The organism is Allofournierella sp., from assembly GCF_017889395.1.
GTDB lineage: Bacteria > Bacillota > Clostridia > Oscillospirales > Ruminococcaceae > Allofournierella.
Window position 1 is genome coordinate 1 of sequence record NZ_JAGHKE010000069.1, and the last position, 22,693, is coordinate 22,693.

Annotated in this window: 14 protein-coding genes and 1 other RNA gene; 8 read left to right on the forward strand and 7 right to left on the reverse strand. The window is 56.9% G+C overall.

Going from position 1 to position 22,693, the window contains the following annotated elements:
• Together smpB and ssrA are read left to right on the forward strand one after the other, a co-directional pair.
• On the forward strand, window positions 1-386 hold a 386-nt coding region (gene smpB / locus J7G73_RS09450), incomplete at its 5' end, for an SsrA-binding protein SmpB (protein WP_291246064.1).
• A gap of 56 nt (window positions 387-442) precedes the next feature.
• Window positions 443-792: a transfer-messenger RNA gene (ssrA, locus tag J7G73_RS09455) on the forward strand.
• A 115-nt stretch (window positions 793-907) separates the two neighbouring features.
• Here the strand turns inward: ssrA and J7G73_RS09460 are convergent.
• Genes J7G73_RS09460 through J7G73_RS09470 form a run of 3 tightly spaced genes read right to left on the reverse strand, consistent with a single transcriptional unit; the run spans window position 908 to window position 4,020 of the window.
• Complete coding sequence (locus J7G73_RS09460; protein WP_087294998.1) at window positions 908-1,873, reverse strand: restriction endonuclease subunit S; 966 nt, start codon at window positions 1,871-1,873, stop codon at window positions 908-910.
• Window positions 1,854-3,731: an N-6 DNA methylase gene (locus J7G73_RS09465; RefSeq protein ID WP_087294996.1), complete on the reverse strand. Its 1,878-nt coding sequence runs from the start codon at window positions 3,729-3,731 to the stop codon at window positions 1,854-1,856. The genes J7G73_RS09460 and J7G73_RS09465 overlap by 20 nt, the downstream gene beginning before the upstream one ends.
• Window positions 3,724-4,020 carry a helix-turn-helix domain-containing protein gene (locus J7G73_RS09470; protein WP_087294994.1) on the reverse strand — a complete coding sequence of 99 codons (297 nt, stop codon included), beginning with the start codon at window positions 4,018-4,020 and terminating at the stop codon, window positions 3,724-3,726. Before J7G73_RS09470 ends, J7G73_RS09465 begins: the two co-directional genes overlap by 8 nt.
• Before the next feature lie 460 nt (window positions 4,021-4,480).
• Here J7G73_RS09470 and J7G73_RS09475 point away from each other — a divergent pair, with 460 nt between their 5' ends.
• Window positions 4,481-10,705, forward strand: a complete 6,225-nt coding sequence (locus J7G73_RS09475) for a CehA/McbA family metallohydrolase (RefSeq protein ID WP_291246065.1) — start codon at window positions 4,481-4,483, stop codon at window positions 10,703-10,705.
• A gap of 112 nt (window positions 10,706-10,817) precedes the next feature.
• On the opposite strand, the gene J7G73_RS09480 is transcribed toward J7G73_RS09475, so the two are convergent.
• The 4 genes from J7G73_RS09480 to J7G73_RS09495 all read right to left on the reverse strand — a co-directional run bounded on the left by J7G73_RS09480 (window position 10,818) and on the right by J7G73_RS09495 (window position 15,780).
• On the reverse strand, window positions 10,818-11,519 hold the full coding sequence (locus J7G73_RS09480) for a DUF6198 family protein (RefSeq protein WP_291246066.1): 702 nt from the start codon (window positions 11,517-11,519) through the stop codon (window positions 10,818-10,820).
• 133 nt (window positions 11,520-11,652) lie between these two features.
• Complete coding sequence (gene pheT, locus J7G73_RS09485; protein ID WP_291246067.1) at window positions 11,653-13,872, reverse strand: phenylalanine--tRNA ligase subunit beta; 2,220 nt, start codon at window positions 13,870-13,872, stop codon at window positions 11,653-11,655.
• A gap of 12 nt (window positions 13,873-13,884) precedes the next feature.
• The gene (gene pheS / locus J7G73_RS09490; RefSeq protein WP_087185090.1) at window positions 13,885-14,907 is read right to left on the reverse strand and encodes a phenylalanine--tRNA ligase subunit alpha; all 1,023 of its coding nucleotides are present in this window, start codon (window positions 14,905-14,907) and stop codon (window positions 13,885-13,887) included.
• Window positions 14,908-15,252: 345 nt separating this feature from the next.
• The gene (locus tag J7G73_RS09495; RefSeq protein ID WP_291246068.1) at window positions 15,253-15,780 is read right to left on the reverse strand and encodes a LysR substrate-binding domain-containing protein; all 528 of its coding nucleotides are present in this window, start codon (window positions 15,778-15,780) and stop codon (window positions 15,253-15,255) included.
• Between the two features lie 194 nt (window positions 15,781-15,974).
• Between J7G73_RS09495 and J7G73_RS09500 the strand changes: the two genes are divergently transcribed.
• The 5 genes from J7G73_RS09500 to J7G73_RS09520 form a co-directional block, all read left to right on the forward strand.
• Window positions 15,975-16,601 (forward strand): hypothetical protein, encoded by a 627-nt coding sequence (locus tag J7G73_RS09500; RefSeq protein WP_291246069.1) that lies wholly within the window; start codon window positions 15,975-15,977, stop codon window positions 16,599-16,601.
• 572 nt (window positions 16,602-17,173) lie between these two features.
• Window positions 17,174-18,217: a 3D domain-containing protein gene (locus tag J7G73_RS09505; protein WP_291246070.1), complete on the forward strand. Its 1,044-nt coding sequence runs from the start codon at window positions 17,174-17,176 to the stop codon at window positions 18,215-18,217.
• Between the two features lie 463 nt (window positions 18,218-18,680).
• A complete protein-coding gene (locus J7G73_RS09510; protein ID WP_087296309.1) occupies window positions 18,681-19,616 on the forward strand; it encodes a magnesium transporter CorA family protein in 936 nt (311 codons plus the stop codon).
• Window positions 19,617-19,793: 177 nt separating this feature from the next.
• Window positions 19,794-21,194 (forward strand): cysteine--tRNA ligase, encoded by a 1,401-nt coding sequence (gene cysS / locus J7G73_RS09515; protein WP_087296308.1) that lies wholly within the window; start codon window positions 19,794-19,796, stop codon window positions 21,192-21,194.
• Between the two features lie 254 nt (window positions 21,195-21,448).
• On the forward strand, window positions 21,449-22,693 hold a 1,245-nt coding region (locus J7G73_RS09520; protein WP_291246071.1), incomplete at its 3' end, for a glycosyltransferase 87 family protein.

Genomic DNA, 22,693 nt, shown 5'->3' on the forward strand with positions numbered 1-22,693 from the left:
CAGGCATCGAGCTGGTGGGCACCGAGGTGAAAAGTCTCCGCATGGGCCAGGTGAACATGAAGGACTCCTGGGTGGATGTGGAGAATGGGCAGCTGATCGTGTACGGAATGCATATCAGCCCCTACGAAAAAGGCAATATCTTCAATCGGGACCCGTTGCGGCCCCGGCGGCTGCTGGCTCATAAAAATGAGATCCGCAAGCTGGCGCAGGAGATCAAATTGCAGGGCTATACTCTGATTCCGCTTTCGCTTTATTTCAAGCATGGCAGGGTAAAGCTGGAGCTTGGCCTGTGCAAGGGCAAAAAGCTGTACGACAAGCGGGCTACCGCGGCCCAGCGCGCCGCCCAGCGGGACATTGACCGGGCCATGAAAACACAGCGGCGGTAAGGCCGCATTCAAAAAGCGCAACATTCGCTTTCCGGGCGGAATTTCCGCCCTTTTATGGGGATGTAAAGGTTTCGACGGGGAGAGGAAAGCGCGAGCAGCGGGTAGTGGATGGGGGCCACACTTTAAACGCCTCCGAAAAAATAGCTAACAACAATAAATTAGCTGTCGCTGCCTAATTATAGGCGGCTGTCCTGCCTGTCTTAGTACCGAACAGGGCCAGGGCATCGATTAGGTACTGAACGTGAGCAGCCTTAAGCTTTGCGGGCGGCCATGAACTCATGAAGCTACCAATGTGTCGGCCTGTTTGCCGGCCTGGCACAAAGGAAATGTTGTAGACAAACTGCACCCGGAGATACTCTCGTGGACTTCTTTTCGGACGCGGGTTCGATTCCCGCCATCTCCACCACAAGGGTACTACACGAACACCTATTATTTTCGCGGCGGCTTCGCCGTGACGGTGTGGTTGTAGTACCGACAACAGAAAGAGCGGTCAAGGTTTTTAGCCTTGGCCGCTCTTTCTGTTAAACATAGTTGTTGCTGTATGGAAGTGATTGCATATATGTTTCTATCGCAGAATAATTAACATCTCCGTTTTCGGTGATGGGGAGTGATAGTTCTAAGTCTTTGAGTGTTTTATCCGCTTGCCTTCCATAATTGAAACGGTATCTATTGGCTTTAATGAGTGTACACATATACAATTTTGAAAGCGTCGACATAAGATTCTTGGGCGTGAGAACAGCAATTTGATGTGCAACATAGCATTCTGCTTCTTGGAGTGCCGGTTCTAACACGGATCCCTTTAGTGGAACTGTAATACATCCAGCAGGATATATTTTCACTCCGCCTATTTTCTCTACTGTACCGACGACACCATTATCCGTAGCTTTCGAACTGACGAAATTTATACCACCTTTTTGAGGCGTTGTATTCGAGTACACTAAAGATTTAGGGTATTCAATATTAAATAACTGACAAATCCTAAACTGCCCATGAGGAACTGAATTAATATCGAATTCGCACTGTGAGTAACTTTTTTTGATGTGTGAATAATCTGGTATGGTAGCGGATGAAACCCATTCTGGGATTTCTTCACGCGTTGGTACTTCGAGATATTTTAGGGTTCTATTTGCTTCTCGACCGAAGGCACTATACCGAAAACGATTAGCAGAAATGCACATACAATAGAACAACTTTTCTTGAATAGACATTTCAACTAAAGGCCTTAAAACGGCGACATTTTGTGCAGTATAAAACTCGGTGGGCTGAACGAAGGATGACAAAACATATGTGCCACCTAGTGATACAGTAATCAACCCACTTTCAAATGGTGAAACATTACCGATTTTCTCTACGTATCCAACAACACCATTGTTTCTGGATGATCTTGAAACGAAAGCAACTCCGTTTTGGGTTGTTGCCATTTTGCCAAAATCGAGCTTGTTACCTGATGTGACTTGGAACAAATCTTTAATCTGCATCGTCTTCATTGTTTTCTGTCACCTCATCTCCACCGATGGCACCGACTACTTTAAACACGGCATATCGTTTCATAATATCAACAAAATCATCTTTTGAAAGCTTTTGATAATCTGTTTGCATATATGCTTCTGCACACCATTCATCTGCTGGTTGTACACTTTTTTTGACACTGAATCCTATAACCTCATCGCAATTGATATATGAATCCAAAAATGTAGATTTCAAATAGTTCCATTTGGAGTAAAAATCAATTCTTCCCTTATTTTTCCGTTTGACAAAGCCATCGTCTTTTAAATATCCAAACCAAGTTTTTTTATCACCATTTGGACGAGAAGCATCAAAAACCATTATACATGTCACCACACCAACGGGATAAAACAAATCATTTGGCATAGAGATAACGGCCCGTAATGTAAACTTGTCGAGTAAGCGCTTTCGTACCGCAACAGTAGCAGCATCATCTTTTAACCCACAACTCATTTGGACGATTGCTGCCACACGGCCGTTTTGGGAAGCGACTGCTTCCAACGCTTTTTCGATGAACTCCAACTGAACGTCAGTTCCTTGGTCATACGGAGGATTGAGGAATGCCACAGTTGGTTTAAGTTTTTTGATACGCTTAATCGTTTCGGAATCAAAACAATCTCCCCGATCTATGTTGGATTTGCCATCACCCCGCAACATCATATTAGAGCAGGCGAAAGTAAACATGTCCGGCCTTACTTCTACGCCAAGTAATTGATTTTTCCGGATGTTTTCTTTTCTCTCGTCATCATTGCCAGCCAACTGTAACATCCGCTTCATTGCAGCAATGAGGAAACCTCCAGTGCCACAACATGGGTCGTATACAATATCATCGACTTTAAGTTCTACGAGATCACAGAATAAGTCTGTGACATGGGAGGGGGTTAAAACAAGTCCTTGTTTTTGTTTACTGGCCGCATATCTCACAAACTCGGTGTAAAAACGTCCCAGCACATCGTAACCGCTTTCCTCCAACTTGGTCAACGGGAATACTTGTTTTTCAAGATACTGAATGGTTTCTTTGAAAAATGCGACAGTGAGAATAGGCTTCTTTTTCTTCTTGATTTGAATGTCCTTGACAAGAGGTTCATCCAGTATTTTGCTGTAGACGCCCATCATATCTTCAAGTTTTCGAACTTTTGCTTTTGATAGGACTCGACGAATAGCAGGGATTAATACGTCCTCGGCCAAATCTTTGGAGGACGCAGCCTCCTTATAGGATGCACAGAAAATATTGTCTTGCAAAGCAAGAAGTATACCGCTCACAAGTGTATTTCTCATGCTTTCCGAAATTGAACAGCTATGAAAATCGTCATTCAGTTTAACAGCCTTTTCAACAATATTGACGTCTTTTAAATTGTAGTTTAACTGCTCGTTTCGGAATGTCTTGACATAGTCATAGATACCCAACAACTTTTTGTCGGGCAACTCAGTTGCGGCCTCATCTCCCTTCTTGTGAAGAAAATTGCTGACGACAATGGTTTCAGAACTTTCGCCACTGACCGCAATGGCAACGACATTGAACTCGACAGATAGGAACTTGGCATAATGCAAAACACCATCGACCGCAAAGTCTTTTGCCCGATCATGGTTCGCACTTTCGTGCTTGTCAGTCTTTGCCTTGCACTCAATTACAATCAAGTAATCGGAACTTTGTGTTGGAAAGGTTATAATAAACTCTGGTTTGCCTGGCCTGTCCTTGCCGCTTTTTGATGCAGTAGCCAAGCACTCTGCGATACGCATATTTGTCGATTTCTGTTCCTCAAACTTTACGGAGGAAAACAGAGGATCGGATTTAAAATGATCTCTGACAATATTTTCCGTCAATCTTTCGTTAGCCATTTTTATTTCCTCCAATAAGTTTCTCTATTTTTCCCATCTGGGCAATTACTGCGTCTCCGGTTTTGGTAACGCGGTAACTGCCCTTTTTCTTTTGCTCTACGCACCCTACCGACTGCAAGGCCTGCAACCACTTGTTTACCGTCGCCGGGCTACTGCCATATTCGGCAGCGATCTCTTCTTGCGAAAAGTTGATAGTCGTGCCGCGAGAGGTTTTCTGTTCCTGACTTTTCAACCAGTTCAGAAAGTGGTACTCTTTTGAGCCGAACAACTGTATGGACTTGTCAGTCACAGCGACATCACCTCATTCCTATAATTTTTTATAGGATTTTAATGGTTTAATATAGTATATTATACTATAAAAAGTTATAGTGTCAAGAGCACAAAAAGAGGGAGCAGCGTCAGCTGTTCCCTCTCTCATTTTCACTCTTCACTCACACCGCCTGCCCGGGGCATTTGCTTCGGGTGGGCGTTTTTTTGTGAAAACGCTTTGGATGATTACGCCGGGAAATCAGGGCCTGGACCTGAGTATATTTGAGGAAAGGTACGAACTCTCAAATAAGTCCCAAAAATAGGTGTTCTTCCTATTTATCTGGCAGGAAAAAACAGCAAAACGTAGAAAAAATACGGTATTTTACACAGAGATTACATAAATCTGATGACGAATGTGTTCAAATTGTGATAATCTTATAGAAGATTTACGGCTGCATTTTCTTGCAGGAATTCACCGCACAACGGAAAGGAAGATGAAGATGGACAAATTGCTGCAGCGAGTTGTTTCGTTGCTGCTTACCGTTGCCATGCTGTTCTCGTTTGTTCCGGGAACAGTATTCGCAGAATCGGGAGCAGAATCGGAAATTCATAAGCTGACCAGTGCCGACGAGCTGGTTACCGGTCAGTATGTGTTGCTTTGCGAAAACGGGCAAGCAGTGGGTGTGCTCGACGGTACATGGCTGACTGCGGCCGGGACGGATGAGACAGCAATTCTGTCTGGTCCGGATGCAGCACTGGTCTGGACGTTGGATGTGAATTCCGACGGCGTTTCTCTGACTGATTCCAACGGAGTAACCGTTGCACCCAAGGGCGGCAACACCAATGGAATCCAAGCCGGAGATTACCGCTGGGCGGTCACCTTTGAAAATGGCGCGTTCCAGTTTTCCGGCGTGGGGGAGGACATCACCCGTCTGGCATCCAACACCGGTTCAGACAATAAATTCCGCGCTTACAAAAATGATACGATCAATGGAAATCCCAACGGATACCCCAGCAACTTCACCCTGTATCAGGTACCGGCAGGTTCTGTAACGCCTGAACCCGATCCGGAAACGCCTGTTTCCATCACCATTGCAGAAGCACTGGCGGCAGCAAGCGGCACCGCTGATCTGCGGGTGACCGGTGTGGTCACTCTGGTGGACGGGCAGAATATCTATCTGCAGGATACCACCGGGGCGATCTGCGCCCGCGGCACGGCTGACGGCATTGCTCTGGGCGATACCGTTACCGCCACCGGAACCAGAGGGGACTACAACGGCCTGCCCCAGCTGAACAACGCGACCTTTGAAAAGGGCGAAGGCATGACGCTGGAGGCAAAGACCACCACCATTGATGCGCTGACCACGGCCGACATCTGCAGCTATGTGAAGCTGGAGCATCTGACTGTGACCGAGGTGTACGATAACAACGGCGTATACGCTCAGCCGAACATCACCGTGACCGACGGCACCAACACCATCCAGATCTACAAAGCGGTGGTGGACAAGCAGCAGGATGGCAGCTGGGCTGTTGCGGTGGACGATACCATCACCGTGAGCGCAGCGGTGAGCGTTCATAATACGACTCTGCAGCTGCGCAACACCAATGGCAATGAAATCGTGAAGGAAAGCGGCCAGCCGGTGGAGCCTCAGGGCCCCATTGCGGATGGCGACCGGGTGGTTATCTACAACCCCGCTTACAATAAGGCGCTTTCTGCTACCTACAACGGCTTTTACAACAACGGCACCGATGTGACCCTGAGCGATGGCCAGCTGACCGGCTTCTCGGAGGCGGACGTGTGGACCGTAAAGGACAACGGCGACGGCAGCTTCTCCTTCGCCTACAACGGCCAGAACATCGGTATGGGCGATTCCTTCTCCAGCATGCCCCTGGGCGAGAAAAATGACCGCTGGGTGCTGGAGGAGGCAAGCGACGGCCTGTATTACATCAAAAACACAGTGCGTAATTCCTATATGGAATGGTACGCCGACAAAAACAACTGGAGTTCTTACGGTAAAATCGGCGCAGGCAGCGAAGGACTGTTCGCACTGGCCTTCTACAAGGTAACCGGCGAAATTCCCGATCCCGAACCGGGACAGGGTGCGCTGGAGGATGGCGACCAGGTGGTGATCTACAACCTGTCCGCCAAAGGCGTGCTGGCCGGGCCGGACGGCAACGAGACCAGCCCCTCCATTCTGAGCGCGCCGGCCACCGAGGCGGAAACCATTACGGAGATCAGCAACGGCGCCCGCGTTTTCACCGTGGAGAAGAACGGCGACTATTACCGCTTCAAGACGGAATATGACGGCTACCTGTGCTCCAACGGCACCGGCAACAACGCCTTCTATTCCCAGCAGGCCAGCGAGGACGCGGACTGGACGCTGGCCGAGTACAACGGCGGCTATACCCTGGAAAGCCGCACCGCAAAATTCAACGGCAAATACTCCCAGTTCCTGGAGTATTTCAGCAGCAGCTACAAGACCTACAGCATGAATAAGGTGACCGATAAGGATATCTTCACCTTCCGGTTCTATCCGGTGGCGGCGAGTGTGTCGGTCACCAAGGGTGTGGTCAACATGCCCAAGGTGGATTTTGGTACCCCCACCGATGCAAATGTGGGCATGGATTACAGCCTGTTCTTTGCAGTGGATTCCGTGTTCGGCGTGCAGAGCATTCAGGCGAGCTATGAGGGCAAAACCCAGGAGCCCAAGCTGGATGAGGCGGGCTATTCCATCACCATTCCTGCCGCAGAGCTGACGGAAGAGAAGACCATCCAGGTGACCGTGTCCGGTACGGACAAGGAAGGCGTGGCCTTTGAGGGAACCGTTTCCATTCAGGTCAAGGACGAGCCGGTGATCACCGAGGTATTCCCGGCGGCGAACAGCCAGACCGGCGAGGAGCTTCGGCCCCAGATCGGCGTGAAGTTTGCCAACGCGGGCAAGAACCCCACCGTTACCATGACTGTGAACGGGGAAGAGGTATCCCCCAAGGTGGAAGCGGACCAGGCGGTCTACACCCCCGATGCAGACCTGGCCCAGGGCCGTACATCGGTGACGGTAAAGCTTGAAACCGAAACCGGAAAGACCGTGGAACGCAGCTGGAGCTTCACCGTGGGCGAAGCGGAATATCAGCTGTACTTCGGCCAGCTGCATTCTCACACCAATTATTCCGATGGTTCCGGCACCCTGCAGGATGCACTGAACTATGTGAAGAACCTGCACGACAATGAGCAGGTGGATTTTGTGGCCTTCACCGACCACTCCAACTACTTTGACAAGTCCGGCGAGGCCAACCCGGAAGGCGCTTTGTACGACATGAGCCTGGCCACGGAATACAGCCGGCAGCTGTGGGCGGAATACAAGAACACTGTGGCCGAGTTCAACGCCAGCCAGTCCGATGTGCTGGCGCTGGCGGGCTTTGAGATGACCTGGTCCGGTGGTCCCGGTCACATGAACACCTTCAATACCCCCGGTATTGTGTCCCGCAACAACACCACCCTGAACAACAAGACCGGCGACGCGGGCCTGCAGGCTTACTACAAGCTGCTGAGCCAGCCGGAGGGCGTGGATGCCATCAGCCAGTTCAACCATCCCGGCACCACCTTCGGCACCTTTGCGGACTTTGCCTATTACGATGCAGTCATCGACAGCCGCGTTTATCTGCTGGAGGTGGGCAACGGCGAAGGCGCCATCGGCTCCGGCGGCTACTTCCCCAGCTACCAGTACTACACCATGGCCCTGGACAAGGGCTGGCATGTGGCCCCCACCAACAACCAGGATAACCACAAGGGCAAATGGGGCAACGCCAACGATGCCCGCGATGTGATTCTGGCCGATGCCCTCACCGAGGAGAGCATCTACGAGGCTATCCGCGCCTACCGCGTGTATGCCTCGGAGGACAAGAACCTGGAAATCAGCTACGCTCTGAACGATCAGGTGATGGGCTCCATCATCGAAGAGGTTCCCGAGACCGTGGAGATCGACGTGAGCGTCTATGACCCGGACACCAGCGATTCCATCTCCAAGGTGGAAGTGGTGGTCAACTCCGGCACCGTGGCCCATTCCTGGACCCCGGCGGAGATCGCCTCCGGAACCATGGAATGCGCCATCCCGGCGGATTACAGCTACTATTTCATCCGTGTGACCCAGGGCGACGGCGATGTTGCCGTGACCGCGCCTGTCTGGGTGGGCGAAACCATGAAGCTGGGCGTTTCCTCCGTGGAATGCGGCACCGCGACCCCGGTTACCGGTGAAGCGCTGACCCTGACCACCAGCCTGTTCAACAGCGAGCTGAGCGCGGCCACCATCAAGTCGGTGACCTACAGCTGCGACGGGCAGGTTCTGGACACCCAGAAGGATCTGGGCACCCTGGATGCCTCCTCCACCAAGGAGGTAAAATGGGATTACACCCCCACCGTGGCCCGCGTTATGACCATCACCGTGGCCGTGGAGCTGGAGGTGGACGGCATTTCCTACACCTACACCAAGGACATTTCTCTGGATGTGCAGGATGCCTCCAAGCTGGTATACATCGGCATTGATGCTTCCCACTACAACGAATATGTGGCGGGCAACTATAAGGACTCCATGGGCAACTTCGGCGCGCTGGCGGCGGATTACTCGGTGCGTACCGTGCAGCTGAACACCAGCGAGCAGCTGCTGGAGGCCTGCGCCAACGAAGGCGGCAAGTACAAGGCGCTGATCCTGACCGCGCCCTCCCGCCGCGACGGCAATGCCCTGCGCGATCCCTATGCAACCTATTCGGACGAGGAAATCCAGGCCATTCAGAAATTCAACGCCGCGGGCGGTGTGGTGGTTCTGGCCGGCTGGTCCGACTACTACGAGAGCTACGCAGCATTCGACGCAGCCGACCATATGGCGGCTCAGCAGAACAAGGTGCTGGAGGCCCTGGGCTCCTCGCTGCGCATCGGTGACGATGCCACCAACGACGACACCCTGAACGGCGGCCAGACCCAGCGGCTGTACTTCTCCACCTACAATTGGGACAGCGTCCTGATGGATGGTGTGGAGTACGACGCAGAGCATCCCAACGACAACATGTATTCCCAGCTGTTCAGCCAGTATGGCGGCGCTTCCGTCTACGTGGTGGATGAGAACGGCAACCCCACCAGTGAGCTTCCCGCAACGGTATCGCCGGTGGTCTACGGCCACGCCACCACCTACTCCACGGACAGCGACAAGGACGGACTGGGCGGCGAGGCAATGCCCAAGTATCCGGTGGCAGAGGGCGATAACCGACTGATGGTTCTGGCCAGCGAGCAGCTGGAGGGCAAGGGCATGATTCTGGTATCTGGTGCGGCCTTTATGTCCAACTTTGAGGTCCAGGCCGAAGTGGAGGACAGCGCCTCGGAGAAGAACTACTCCAACTATAATATCTGTGCAAATCTGGTCAGCAGCCTGAACCCGGTGGAAATCAGCCCCATTGCGCAGGTACAGGCCGAGGAGCTGGAGGGCGTCAAGTTCACCATCGAGGGTGTGGTCACCTCCAATGCCTCCGGCTATGACAAGAACACCGCCTTCTTCGACTGCATCTACCTGCAGGACGACACCGCAGGCGTCAACGCCTTCCCGGTGGCGGGCAACTACAAGGTGGGCGATGTGGTCCGCATCACCGGCACCACCTCCTCCTACCAGGGAGAACGGCAGATCAACGTGATGCAGATCGAAAAGATCGGCGAGCAGAGCGCCCCCGCGCCCAAACAGATCATGGCCAGCCAGCTGAACGACGGTTCGGTCCTGGGCAGTCTGGTCACCCTGAAGGGTACCGTGGAATCCTTTGCCAAGGAGAACGGTCTGGTTCAGACCATCATGGTGAAGGATGCCGCCGGTAATCTGGGCCGCGTCTTCATCGACGGCTACATCGACACTGCGGAGGATGTGAAGGATCTGGAAGAAGGCTGCGAGATCACGGTCACCGGTCTTGCCTCCTACGACAACACCTTCAATGCACCGGAAGGTCCCTTCCCGCGCATTCGCGTGCGGGATCGCAGCGATGTGATCTGCATGGCGTCCCAGCAGCCGGAAACCAGCCCGAAGCCTGAGGAAACCCCGAAGCCGGGCACCGACCTGGCGCTGGATATCCAGCAGGGCATTGTGAACGTTCCGGAATCGCTGAAAAACACTGCCTTCAACACTGCGGAAAAGATCAAGAATGAGCTGTACCGCGTGGCGGCCACAGTACTGTCCGGCCTGAAGGCGGAAAACATGCTGGTATACGACATTACGCTGATGACCCGCAACGCTCTGGGGCAGTGGGTACCGGTGGACCCGGCCAACTTCCCCAAGGACGGTGTGGTGGTCGAGCTGCCCTATCCGGCAGGAACCAGCCGGGACACCCACGACTTTGTGGTGACCCACATGTTCACGGAAGAGCGGGATGGCCATAAGCCCGGCGATGTGGAGACCCTGCAGGTTTACGAGACCGAGACGGGCATCCGTTTTGTGGTCAAGAGCCTGTCGCCCATTGGCCTGAGCTGGAAGGTGACCGAAAAGACTGACGGTGGCCAGGGCAGCGGCGGCAGCAGCGGTGGCAGCACCAATGCCCCGGCAGCGACACCGGTTCCGGTTATCACCGGTGGTGCCCAGACCGGCGACGGCAATGTGATGCTGGTTGCAGGCGCGGTGGTCGTGCTGGCAGTGGCAGCCCTTGCTGTACTGGAGATCGGCCGCCGCACCCGGAATGTGCAGCACAACAAAACCAAATGAACCCGGATTGACCGGATAACGGCTCAACCGTAAAAAAACAGCCCGCGCAGGCGCGTTGAACGCGTCCTGCGCGGGCTGTTTTCTTTGTTTTATTACGGCGGGCAGGCAAGTCTCAGGCGGCCATGCCGGAGAGCCGGGCGATTTTTTTGCCCGCCAGATGCTGGAACAGGGCGATCACGCGGCCCACGCCAACCACCGCGAGAACCGTGCCAAGCCCGATGCCCACCAGATGCCCGGTGAGCAGCAGACCCAGCAGGATGGTAAGAGTGATGTTGCACAGATCAAAGCAGTTTTTGGTAAGGCCCACGCTCTGGTGGGTGCAGTCCGCAAGAGTCTGCACGATGCCGTCGCCCGGGTTGGGAACAATCCGCATGGAAAGCGACAGCGCCGCCCCCACGCCGGTGCACAGGATGGCCGGCAGCAGCACCGCAAGGCGCAGGGGGAGCCGGTCGGTCCAGCCGGCAGCCCCGGCGGAAAGAGCCGGGAAAAAGGCACCGAACAGGTTGAGAAACCGGGTGAATACCAGACTCAGCGGAATCTGCAGCACGTCCATCAGCAGCACAAGGCGGTAATCGGTTTCGGGGTGCAGCCTCCACTGAATGGCGTGCAGGACCAGCTGGACCAGCACAAACACGCAGTAGAGGAACAGGGTGGTGTTGCTGAAGTTCAGCTCAAAGATCTGGGCAACGCTGTAGGAAACCGAAATGATGGGGGAAACGCCCAGACCGGCCTTGGTGTTCAGGGTCAGACCCAGGGCCAGAATCAAAAGCCCCAGAATATAAAAGAAAATGCGGTAAAAACTCTGCTTGTTCAATGAAATGCTCTTCTTTCTTGCTTGGAATCAAAGCAATGGCCGCTGTTTTGCAGCAGGTGCAAACAAAAAGCAGCTTCGCACCAAAAAACGGTGCGAAGCTGCCGGGTGTAAACCGGTAGAACGGGCAGGACGATCAGCGCATGTCGATGTTCAGCTTGTGCTTCAGGTTGCCCAGAATCTTGTTCATAAAGCGGTCGATGTCCTTGGGAGTGAGCGCCTTGTCTTCGGGAACGAAGAAAATCTTGAAGGCCATGCTCTTCTTGCCTTCGCCGATCTGCTCGCTGCGGTACACATCGAACAGCTCCACATCGCCCACCTGCTTGCAGGCGGAGCGGATGGTCTCCACCAGAGTGCCGCAGGTCATGCCCTCTTCCACCACCAGCGCCAGGTCACGGGTCACGGTGGCGAATTCGGAGATGGGCTGGTAGCGCATGCTCTCAGGCAGCAGCGCGCACAGAGCGTTGTAGTCGATCTCGCCCAGGAAGATCTTGTGGTTGGCCTTGCTGTCCTTGGGCAGCTTCAGCTCGCCGGTCACCTGATTGGCCAGCTTGCCGAACACGCCCACCCGCTTGCCGTCGCACAGGATGTAGGCGGAGATGCCGGGGTGCAGGTAGGGCACATCCTCGGCGCGCTCATAGTCAAAGCGCACGCCGAAGGCCTCGGCCAGGGCCTCCATGGTGCCCTTCACGGTGAAGAAGTCCTCGTCGTCGCCGAAGGCAGCGAAGCCCAGGTGGGGAATCTCGTCCGGCAGCTGGGTCACGGGCAGCTCCTTGGGTGCGTACACGTTGGACAGCTCAAAGATGCGGCCGGCGTTGTTGCCCTTCTTCAGGTTCTCCACCACGGTGTTCAGCATGGAGGGAGCCAGCAGGGGCCGCATGATGGTCAGGTTGGAGGTGATGGGGTTCAGCAGACGAATCACCCGGCGCTCGGGAGCGTCCTCGGCCAGATGCAGCGCGTCCAGATCGGCGTCTGCGTAGAAGGCCAGGGTGGAAATCTCGTAGTAGCCCTGACCGCACAGGGTGCGCTTGAGCTTGGCGCGGCGCTGCTGGGCGGCGTTCAGACCGCCGTTGGTCACGCTGGAGGCCTGCAGGAAGGTGGGTACGATGTGCTCGTAGCCGTATTCCCGGATGACCTCCTCGGCCAGGTCGGGCTCGCCGATCTCGATGTCCTCGCGGTAGCGGGGGGCGGTCACATCCAGCACGTCGCCGTCCTGCTTCACCTCGAACTGCAGACGGCGCAGGATGTCCAGAATGGCCTCGGCGGGCACCTCGATGCCCAGAATGCGGTTGATGCCGCTGATGGTGGCGGTGAACCGCTTGCCCTCACGGGGAGCACCGGCGCTTACATCAAAGGCGCTGGCGGTCACCTCGCCGCAGCCCAGCTCCTGAATCAGGTGCAGGGCGCGGGCCATGCCCAGCTCACAGGTGTATTCGGAAATACCCTTCTCGTAGTGGCTGGAGGCATCGGTGCTCTGGCCCAGGCTGCGGGAGGTCTTGCGGATGTTGTCCCGCATGAACTTGGCGGACTCGAACAGCAGCTGGGTGGTGTTCTCAGTGATCTCGCTGTTCAGACCGCCCATGATGCCGGCCAGGGCAACGGGCTTGGAGCCGTCACAGATGACCAGATTGCTGTCGCTGAGCTGGAACTCCTTGCCGTCCAGGGTGACGATGGACTCGTCGTTGCGGGCGCGGCGCACGATGATCTGGGTGCTCTCCAGGGTGGACATGTCAAAGGCGTGCATGGGCTGGCCGATCTCCAGCATCACGAAGTTGGTGATGTCCACCACGTTGCTGATGCTGCGCAGGCCGCACAGAGCCAGGTACCGGCGCATCCACCGGGGAGACTGGCCGGGGGTGATGTTGCGCACGCCGTGGCCCAGATAACGGGGGCACAGGTCCAGCGCCTCCACGGTGATGTTCAGGCCGGGATAGGTGTAATCGCTGGTGGTGTAGTCGGTGGCGGGCATCTTCAGGGGCTTGTTCAGCACAGCGGCCACCTCACGGGCAATGCCCAGCACGGACTGGCAGTCCGCACGGTTGGCGGTGACCGAGATGTCGAAGATGTAATCGTCCATGCCCAGCAGGGGCTTCACATCCGCGCCAACGGGTGCGTCCTCGGGCAGCACCAGCAGGCCGAAATAATCGGCGCCGGGGTACAGATCGTCGTTCAGACCCAGCTCCACGCCGCTGCACAGCATGCCGCAGCTCTCGTAGCCCCGCAGCTTGCCCTTCTTGATGGTCAGAACGCCTTCCACGGTCTTGTGGTCCTTGCCGGTGGCGAGCTTTTCCTCCAGCTCCTGGGCGGTTACGTCAATGTCTACATATTCCTTCAGCCAGCTGAATGGTACTTTCATGGGTTTGCCTCCTTAGTCCTTGAACTGCTTCAGGAACCGCAGATCGTTCTCATAAAGCAGGCCGATGTTGTTGATGCCGTATTTCAGCATGGCGATACGCTCGATGCCGATGCCGAAGGCCAGGCCGGAGTATTCGTTGGGGTCGATGCCGCAGTTCTCCAGCACCTTGTGGTGCACGATGCCGCCGCCCAGGACCTCGATCCAGCCGGTGCCCTTGCACAGGGAGCAGCCCTTGCCGCCGCACTCGAAGCAGCTCACGTCCACCTCCACGCTGGGCTCGGTGAAGGGGAAGTAGCTGGGACGCAGGCGGGTCTTCACCTCGCTGCCGAAGATCTTCTTCACGAACTCATCCAGCATGCCCTGCAGGTCGCACAGGGTAATCTTCTTGTCCACCACGAGGCCCTCCATCTGATGGAACATGGGGGAGTGGGTGGCGTCGCTGTCGGAACGGAACACGCGGCCGGGCACCAGCACCTTGATGGGGGGCTTCTCGGCGTCCATCACGCGGATCTGTCCGGGGCTGGTGTGGGTGCGCAGCACGATGTCCTCGGCCACGTAGAAGGTATCCTGCATGTCACGGGCGGGGTGGTTCTTCGCCACGTTCAGCCGGGTAAAGTTGTGGTCGTCGTCCTCGATCTCGGGGCCCTCGTAAATTTCAAAGCCCATGCCGGCGAACACGTCCACCATCTGGTCCTTCACGATGGTGATGGGATGCAGCGAGCCCATGGGCCGCTTCACGGCGGGCATGGTGATGTCCACCTGCTCGTTTTTGTTGCGGGCCTCCAGTTCCTTGCGGTCCATCTCGGCGCGCACTTCCTGGTAGCGCTGCTCGGCGTAGGCCTTGAACTGGTTGATGAACTTACCCATGGCGGGCCGTTCCTCGGCGGAAACCTTGCCCAGCTCCTTCATCAGCCCGGCGATGCTGCCCTTTTTGCCCAGGTAAGCCTGCCAGAATTCGGCCAGCTCTTCCTGAGACTGCACAGCGCCAAGCGAAATCTCCATCTGCTCTTTCAGAGCATTGATCTTTGCTTCCATAATACACCTCATTTTCGATGATAAAAAAGAACAGCCCCGCCCCGCAAACACAACGGGACGAAGCTGTAAACTCCGTGGTACCACCCATATTCCGCCGCAGAACGCGACGGCACTTTCGGCGCCGGTAACGGGGCGAACCGTTCCGCACTACTGAGGCCGCAAGGGCCCGTTGGCACGAACTGCTCCGGAGGGAATTCGCATCGCTCTGTTCGGAAGGCCTTTCAGCCGGTGAACCTTCTCTCTGTACCCAGGGGTGCGGTGCGCTGTCTCCATCTCAGCATTTTAACTTTATAAAGTATACTCGTTTGGAAAGCTTCTGTCAAGGGGCGGGGGACAGAGGGATCATCAGTACAATCCGTTGTAATGGGGAGCGGGGTAATCCAGCTCGTAATTTTTGCAGAGCGTGATGAAATGCTGGGCGGCGGCGGTGAGAAATTTGTCCTTGTGGTAGACGATCCAGTACCGGCGGTGCAGGTCCAGCTCCGGCACCCGGAAGGAGGCGACGATCCCTCGCTCCAGCGGACCCCAGAGCATGCGCCGGGGAAGCACCGCGATGCCCAGCCCGTGCACCGCGGCATTGACAAGAGCGGCGGTGCTGCTGGCTTCCCAGGCGGGCTCGACCGAAAAGCCGGCGGCCGGTGCGGCGGCATCAAAGGTTTCCCGGGTGGCGCTGCCCTTTTCCCGCAAAAGGAAGGGCTGACCACGCAGCTGCTCCAGCGTTTCACCCGGGCTGATGCACACCTGTACCCGCGTCTGGGGCCGCAGGTTCTGATAGGTGTCCACATAGCAGGGCAGAAACTGTGAGCCGATGGTCACGGTGGACCCCACCCGCAGCGGGCCCACATCGTCGCAGCCCAGAAGGCTCTTTTCCATCCGGTCCACCTGCTGAAGCAGCTGCCCGGCCTGCTGCTTCAGGCGCTGTCCGGCGGGGTGGATTGGGTGGCCACCGTGCTGTTTGCGGCAGCGTTTGCGGCCATGCGCTGGAAAAAGCCGAATCCCATTGGAGTAATGGTTTGCTGCGGAGCGGCAGGCCTGGTGTGTTATTCATTGATGAGGGGGATTGCAGGATGGAGTATCTGATGAAGGGCGGAGTTCTTTACCGGGGCGAAAAGGAACCGGTTTGCAGAATCGGGGGATGGCTGTGCGGCAGCCGGCACACCATCAGCCAGGGAACGGCGGAATATCAGGTGTGGGCGCAGCCGCTGAAGCATCCGGAGAAGCGCTGCAGCGGCCGGGAATACTGCCTGCGCGGCAAAAAGGGGCGGCAGCTGATGCGGGCGGTGCCCTGCTACCGCCGGGGACAGGAACCGGCGCAGGCAGGCTGGCCGCTGAACCGCACGCCGGAGGTGGACCGGGCAGAGCTGACCTGGCAGAAAAAGACCTACAGTCTGGAGATGGTAAGCTGCGAAAATTATCTGATGAAAAACCGGCAGGGAGAGGTGGCTCTCTGTGTGCTGCATCGGGGCATTGCGGGAGGCTGGCGGATCGAATGCGGCCCGGAATTTGAGCCCTGGGCGATCTGTGCGGTGTTTGTGTTCTGCCGATATCTGGGCAGGAAAACCAGATGGTTGTGGTTTGAAAAAAGGGGAGCAGCTTTCCGGCAGTTTGTGCCGGGAAGCTGCTCCTTTTTATATAGGATATTTATATATTACATTATATATGGATATCGCCCCATGATTTGCACCTGTCGGTGAAGGCGCACTGCCTGAAAAAAGCGGAGTATAACCGGGCGCAGCAGCCGTGGAAAAAAGGGAAAAACAGCACAGGGCACCCTTCGGCAAAATATGCCCGGCGGCAGGGGATACAATCAGAATCAGACCCGGAAAACGGGGCCGGCTTGCATGAGCGAGGAAAAATCCATAATCGGAATAAAAATTGTGGAAGCTGCACAAAATCCTGCCAGAGGATTCTGTGAGCGGCAGCGGGAATTTATGTTGTACAAAAGGAGGCGATATTGATACAATCGGTTTGAATCTTAAGAAATCTTAAGAAAAAAGCCGAAAAAGTGAGAATTTTAAAAGCAACAGTGAACGGTAAATATATTTCGGCGAAATTTGAAAGCATGCGGCAAAAAACGGCGGAGCTTTCCCGTTTGACGGCTCCGGTCCGCTTTTGCTACAATGCCACAAGTGCCCGGAACAGCCCGCATTTGGCGGCAAAGGCTTCGGGCCATCGAAAGCAGGGCGCGGTCTGGCCCCATGTTCCAGGCCGCCGGCGGGCCGTTTTGGCCCCCATTGCCCGCCAGCATGGAACGTTAGGAGATTGCATGATTACGATCATCAACAAATTGCGCCGCCTGGTTCTGGCGGTGCCGGTCAAGGTGTGGGCCTGCCTGATTACCGTGGGCTGCCTGGCGCTCACCCTGATCGGCCTGCATCAGGCGCTGCATCTGGTGCGCATCACCGATTCCGAGGGCGCGAGCGAGGTGGTTATGACCCACCTGGACGACCCGCAGCAGCTCATGCAGCTGAGCGGCATCGTGGCTGAGGAGGGCGACGATGTGCACTACACCGTCTACAAGGGCAATCAGGCCAGTCTGAGCATCCAGCGGGCGCTGGACCTCACCGTCACCGCGGACGGCCAGACCCACCAGCTGCGCCTGGTCAACGGCACCGTGAACGACGCACTGGCCGCCTGCGGCGTGGAGCTGGGTGAGCACGATTACACCGAGCCCAGCCTGCACACCGCCATTTCCGACGGCCTGAGCATCCAGGTACACCGGGTGGAATACCGGGACACCGTGGTGGAGGAATCCATCCCCTACGAGACCGAGTATGTGTACACCAGCTTGTTCTACAGGAACCGCAACCGGACCCAGCTGGTGCAGCAGGGGCACGAGGGCACCAACCAGATCACCCACCGCGAGCGCGTGGTGGACGGCGTGGTGGAATCCAGCCAGGTGATCAGCGTGGTGCAGACCGTGGCACCCCAGAACACCATCATCAAGGCCTATCAGGCAGGGGCGCCGGTTTCGCCGCTGGAAGGTCCCGAGGTGGTGGACGGCGTGCCCACCGGCTATACGGCGGTGTACACCGGCCGGGCCACCGGCTACAGTGCCAGCCGGGGCCGGGGCGCTTCCGGGTTGGGTCTGTATTGCGGCACCGTTGCCGTGAACCCCGCCCTGATCCCGTACGGCACCAAGCTCTATATCACCAGCACCGACGGCAAGCTGGTTTACGGCTATGCCATCGCCACCGACACAGGCGCTTCGCTGCTGAACGGCAGCTGCCTGGTGGACCTGTTCTACGACAGCTTCTCCGAAGCGCTGATGAACGGTGTGCAGGAAGTGAACGTGTATGTGATGGGCTGAGGCCCGCAAAACCCAGTAACCCGTGCCGGGGAGGCCAGCGAAGCAGCTGGTTTCCCCGGCTTTCTTTTTTGCCGGAGCAATCCCGCCGCCGTGCCCCAAACCGGGCCGAATTTGCCCGTTTTGGGGCATTTTTGGCCTTTTTACCCGCTTTTTACCGCGTAGCGCCAAAAAGCGTCGTTTTTTGGCGTTTTATGGCTTGACAAACCCGCCCGGCGGGCATACACTAAGTGAGGGCCAATGGGCCCGCAACAAAAAATTCAATGCAAGGAGATGACAGCATGGACGGCGACCCCAGTAGATGTGTGGATCGTTTTATCAGCGGAACCGGCTTTGCTGCCTTACCCTGCATTCTGCGCTGAATTATGAGCGCGGAGCCTGCTTTTCGGGGGGCGGCTGTAATGCCGTGCGCCGCAAACACAGCCGGGAGAAGAACCGGTAAGTTTGAGAAAGCAGGTGTTTTTTTATGTTGAATATTTATCTGAGCGACAGCGGCCGTATGCTGGAGCAGGACCAGATCCTGCCCGGCTCCTGGATCAACCTGTGCGACCCCAACGAGAAGGAGATCGGCCGGGTCTGCGCCCAGCTGCATGTGGACCCGGACCTGGTTCGGGCCGCGCTGGACGAAGAGGAACGCAGCCGTATTGAAGTGGAGGACAACGGCCACATCCTCATCATCGTGGACACCCCCATCGTGCAGACCGAGGGCCACAGCTTTGTGTATTCCACCATTCCCTTCGGCATCGTGCTCACCGAGGATAACATCATCACTGTCTCTCTGAAGGAGACCGCGCTGCCCCGGGCCTTCATGGAGGGTCTGGTCAAGGCCTGCAGCACCAAGAAGCGCAAGCGCATGGCCCTGCAGATGCTCTATCGCAACGCCAGCCTGTTCCTGTTCTACCTGCGCCAGGTGGACAAGGCCAGCACCCGCGTGGAGAACGAGCTGCACAAGAGCATGAAGAACAAGGAGCTCATTCAGATGCTGGGCCTGGAGAAGAGCCTGGTGTACTTCTCCACCTCCCTGAAGGGCAACGAGATCGTTCTGGAGAAGCTGCTGCGCATGGATTTCGTGCGGGACTTCCCCGAGGATACCGATCTGCTGGAGGACGTAATCATCGAGAACAAGCAGGCCATGGAGATGAGCAGCATCTACCGGGACATTCTGTCCGGCACCATGGATGCCTTCGCCTCCGTGATCTCCAACAACCTGAACATCGTGATGAAGCTGCTGGCTGCCGTGACCATCATCCTCACGGTGCCCACCATCGTGTCCAGCCTGTGGGGCATGAACGTGCCGGTGCCCTTCGCCGAGAATCCCTTCGGCTTTGTGATCGTGGTGGTCATTGCCGTGCTGGCTACTCTGGGCGCAGGCTTTTTGGCCCGCTGGAAGAAGTGGCTGTAACCGAGAACGGTTTTCAAAAGTACAAACGCGCCCCGGCGATCTGCGGATCGCCGGGCGTTTTGTTTTTGCCAAAAGGTCCGGCCCGCCGTTGCGCAAACCGCCAAAGGCTGGTATAATGGTAGCATTGAAACTGCGCCGGGCCATGGGGCCGTTGCGCAGAGCAAGGAGCGAAGCAGTATGCAGATTTTTAACACCCTCACCCGCAAAAAAGAGGAGTTCATCCCGCAGAAGCCCGGCGAGTACCGCATCTATGTGTGCGGCCCCACCGTGTACAATTTCATCCACATCGGCAACGCCCGGCCCATGGTGGTGTTCGACACCCTGCGCCGGTATCTGGAGTACCAGGGCAATAAGGTGATCTACGTTTCCAACATCACCGACATTGACGACAAGCTGATCAAGAAGGGCCAGGAGGAAGGCGTGCCCATGCAGGAGGTCGCCCGCCGCTACGAGGCCGAGTATATCAAGGACAGCGAGGGCCTGAACGTGCTGGCACCTAGCGTGCGTCCCCGCGCCACCGAGCACATCGACGAGATCCTGGGCATCGTGGCCGACATCATCGAAAAGGGCTACGGCTATGTGGCCAAGAACGGCGACGTGTATTTCCGGGCCAGAAAGTTCAAGGAGTACGGCAAGCTGAGCCACCTGAACCTGGAGGACCTGGAGAGCGGCAACCGGGAGCTGCGCAGCCAGATGGACGACGACCTGAAGGAGGACCCGGCGGATTTCGCGGTCTGGAAGGCCGCCAAGCCCGGCGAACCCGCCTGGGAAAGCCCCTACGGCCCCGGTCGGCCCGGCTGGCACATTGAGTGCAGCGCCATGGCCCGCAAGCATCTGGGCGAGACCATCGATCTGCACTGCGGTGGTCAGGACCTGATCTTCCCCCACCACGAGAACGAGATCGCCCAGTCCGAGTGTGCCAACGGCTGCACCTTCAGCCGCTACTGGATGCACAACGGCTTTTTGAACATCGACAACCACAAGATGAGCAAGAGCGCCAACAATTTCTTCACTGTGCGTGAGATTGCCGACGCTTACGGCTATGAGCCCATCCGTTACTTCCTGCTCACCGCAGGCTACCGCATGCCTCTGAACTACACCGTGGAGCTGATCCAGTCCTGCAAGTCCAGCCTGGAGCGGCTGTATACCTGCCGCGAGAATCTGGATTTCCTCATCAAGAACGCCGCCGAGACCGGCAGCGAGGTACTGGTGGAGAAGGCTGCCGCCGCCAAGGCCAAGTTCAACACCGCCATGGACGACGATCTGAACACCCCGGACGCTCTGGCTGCCATCTTCGAGCTGGTGAAGGAGATCAACACCCTGGGCAAGGAGGCCTCCAAGGCTGCGCTGACCAATGCCGCTGAGGTGTTCGACGAGCTGACCGGCGTGCTGGGCCTGCTGTACAACCGCAAGACCAACGAGGTGCCTGCCGAGGTGATGGAGCTGGTGGAGCGCCGCGCCGCCGCCAAGAAGGCTAAGGACTGGGCCACCGCCGACGCTCTGCGCGCCCAGATCACCGAGATGGGCTGGCAGGTGGAAGACACCGCTCAGGGCCCCAAAGTGTCTAAAATTTCTTAAAATATCACATACTGGGCTCGCTCCCAAGCGGGGCGGCCCTGCGATCCGACGGTTTGCCGGGTGTGGTGAAGGCTTCACCGCATCCGGCTTTTTTGTGCCCTGTTTTTGTACTCTTGTTTCGTTTTCACAGGAAAACCACACCCTGCCCCTTGCAATGAGCAGGACGTTTTGACTATACTGAACATAAGAGTGTCCACAGTTTGGGTGGGCCATCCCCGCACGGTGCGTCCGTGCGTGTGAAAAGGAGAGAGATCATGGCAAACGCCAAACCACATGTTCGCCGGAGTGACCGGCGATTGCCCAACGGTCTGCTGGTGCTGCTGATCTGCGCCGCTGTGCTGCGCATCGGGCTGACCCTGGTCACCGAGGGCTATTCCACCGATGTGGCCTGCTTCACCGCCTGGGCGCAGCGCCTGGCGGATCTGGGCCCGGGCCAGTTCTATTCCCCGGAATATTTTGCGGATTATCCCCCCGGCTATATGCTGGTGCTCTGGGTGCTGGGCAGCCTGGGCAAGCTGCTGGGCATGGATGTGAGCGGCAAGGGCTTTGTGCTGCTGCTGAGCAGTGTACCCATCCTGTGCGATGTGGGCCTGACCGCTCTGATCTGGCACATCGCCCGCACCCATCTGAACGAAAAGCGGGCCATGCTCATCGCGGCGCTCGTCGCCTTCTGTCCGGCCTTTTTGTACGACACCGCCGTCTGGAAGCAGGTGGACAGCGTGCCTGCCCTCTGCCTGGTGGGGGTGTTCTGGCTGCTGAGCCGGAAAAAATATCTGCCCGCCGCCCTGCTGTACGGTCTGGCGCTGGCTCAGAAGCCCCAGGCTTTGCTGTTCGGGCCGGTGCTGGCGGTCTGCTTTGCGTTGCCTCTGTTCACCGGCCCTGTGGCCGAGCGGGGCAGGGTAGTGGTTCGCGCGGCACTGGGAGCTGTTTTGTCTGTGGCGGTGGTGCTGGCCTTTGCACTGCCCTTCTGGGGTGACCAGCCCATGGACTGGCTGGTGGAAAAGTACACCGGAACCGTGGCCAGTTATCCCTATGCCAGCGTGAACGGCTTTAATCTGATCACCCTGCTGGGCGGCAACTGGATCGTGCAGACCGAGGGTGTGTTCGGCACGCCCATCACCTGGCAGATGCTGGGCACTGTGGGCATTCTGGTCGCCACCGTCGCCATGCTGTATCTGGCCTGGATCAGTGTGCGCAGCGGCCGGTTCTGCCCCATGCTGCTGGCGGGCTTTTACGGCGTGGCCATCTTCTGTTTGAGCCATCGGATGCACGAGCGGTATCTGATTCCGGCGCTGGCGCTGCTGCTGGCGGCGGTGGCCCGCTGGGCGGACCGCAAGCTGCTGGCGGGCACCGCAGTGCTGAGCATGTCCACATTGCTCAATCTGGCGCTGGTGCTGGCTTCCAACGGCACCGAGGACCAGTTCCTCACCAGCGACACCGCCCGTGTGATGATCGCAGTGGTGAGTCTGGCCAACCTGGTGGGCACCGTGATGGTCTGG

Coding starts and splice junctions, on each gene's coding strand:
- J7G73_RS09500 (WP_291246069.1), top strand. CDS start 15,975: ATGGAGTATCTGATGAAGGGCGGAGTTCTTTACCGGGGCGAAAAGGAA.
- pheT (WP_291246067.1), bottom strand. CDS start 13,872: ATGAAAGTACCATTCAGCTGGCTGAAGGAATATGTAGACATTGACGTA.
- J7G73_RS09505 (WP_291246070.1), top strand. CDS start 17,174: ATGATTACGATCATCAACAAATTGCGCCGCCTGGTTCTGGCGGTGCCG.
- J7G73_RS09475 (WP_291246065.1), top strand. CDS start 4,481: ATGGACAAATTGCTGCAGCGAGTTGTTTCGTTGCTGCTTACCGTTGCC.
- J7G73_RS09465 (WP_087294996.1), bottom strand. CDS start 3,731: ATGGCTAACGAAAGATTGACGGAAAATATTGTCAGAGATCATTTTAAA.
- J7G73_RS09495 (WP_291246068.1), bottom strand. CDS start 15,780: ATGGAAAAGAGCCTTCTGGGCTGCGACGATGTGGGCCCGCTGCGGGTG.
- pheS (WP_087185090.1), bottom strand. CDS start 14,907: ATGGAAGCAAAGATCAATGCTCTGAAAGAGCAGATGGAGATTTCGCTT.
- cysS (WP_087296308.1), top strand. CDS start 19,794: ATGCAGATTTTTAACACCCTCACCCGCAAAAAAGAGGAGTTCATCCCG.
- J7G73_RS09460 (WP_087294998.1), bottom strand. CDS start 1,873: ATGAAGACGATGCAGATTAAAGATTTGTTCCAAGTCACATCAGGTAAC.
- J7G73_RS09510 (WP_087296309.1), top strand. CDS start 18,681: ATGTTGAATATTTATCTGAGCGACAGCGGCCGTATGCTGGAGCAGGAC.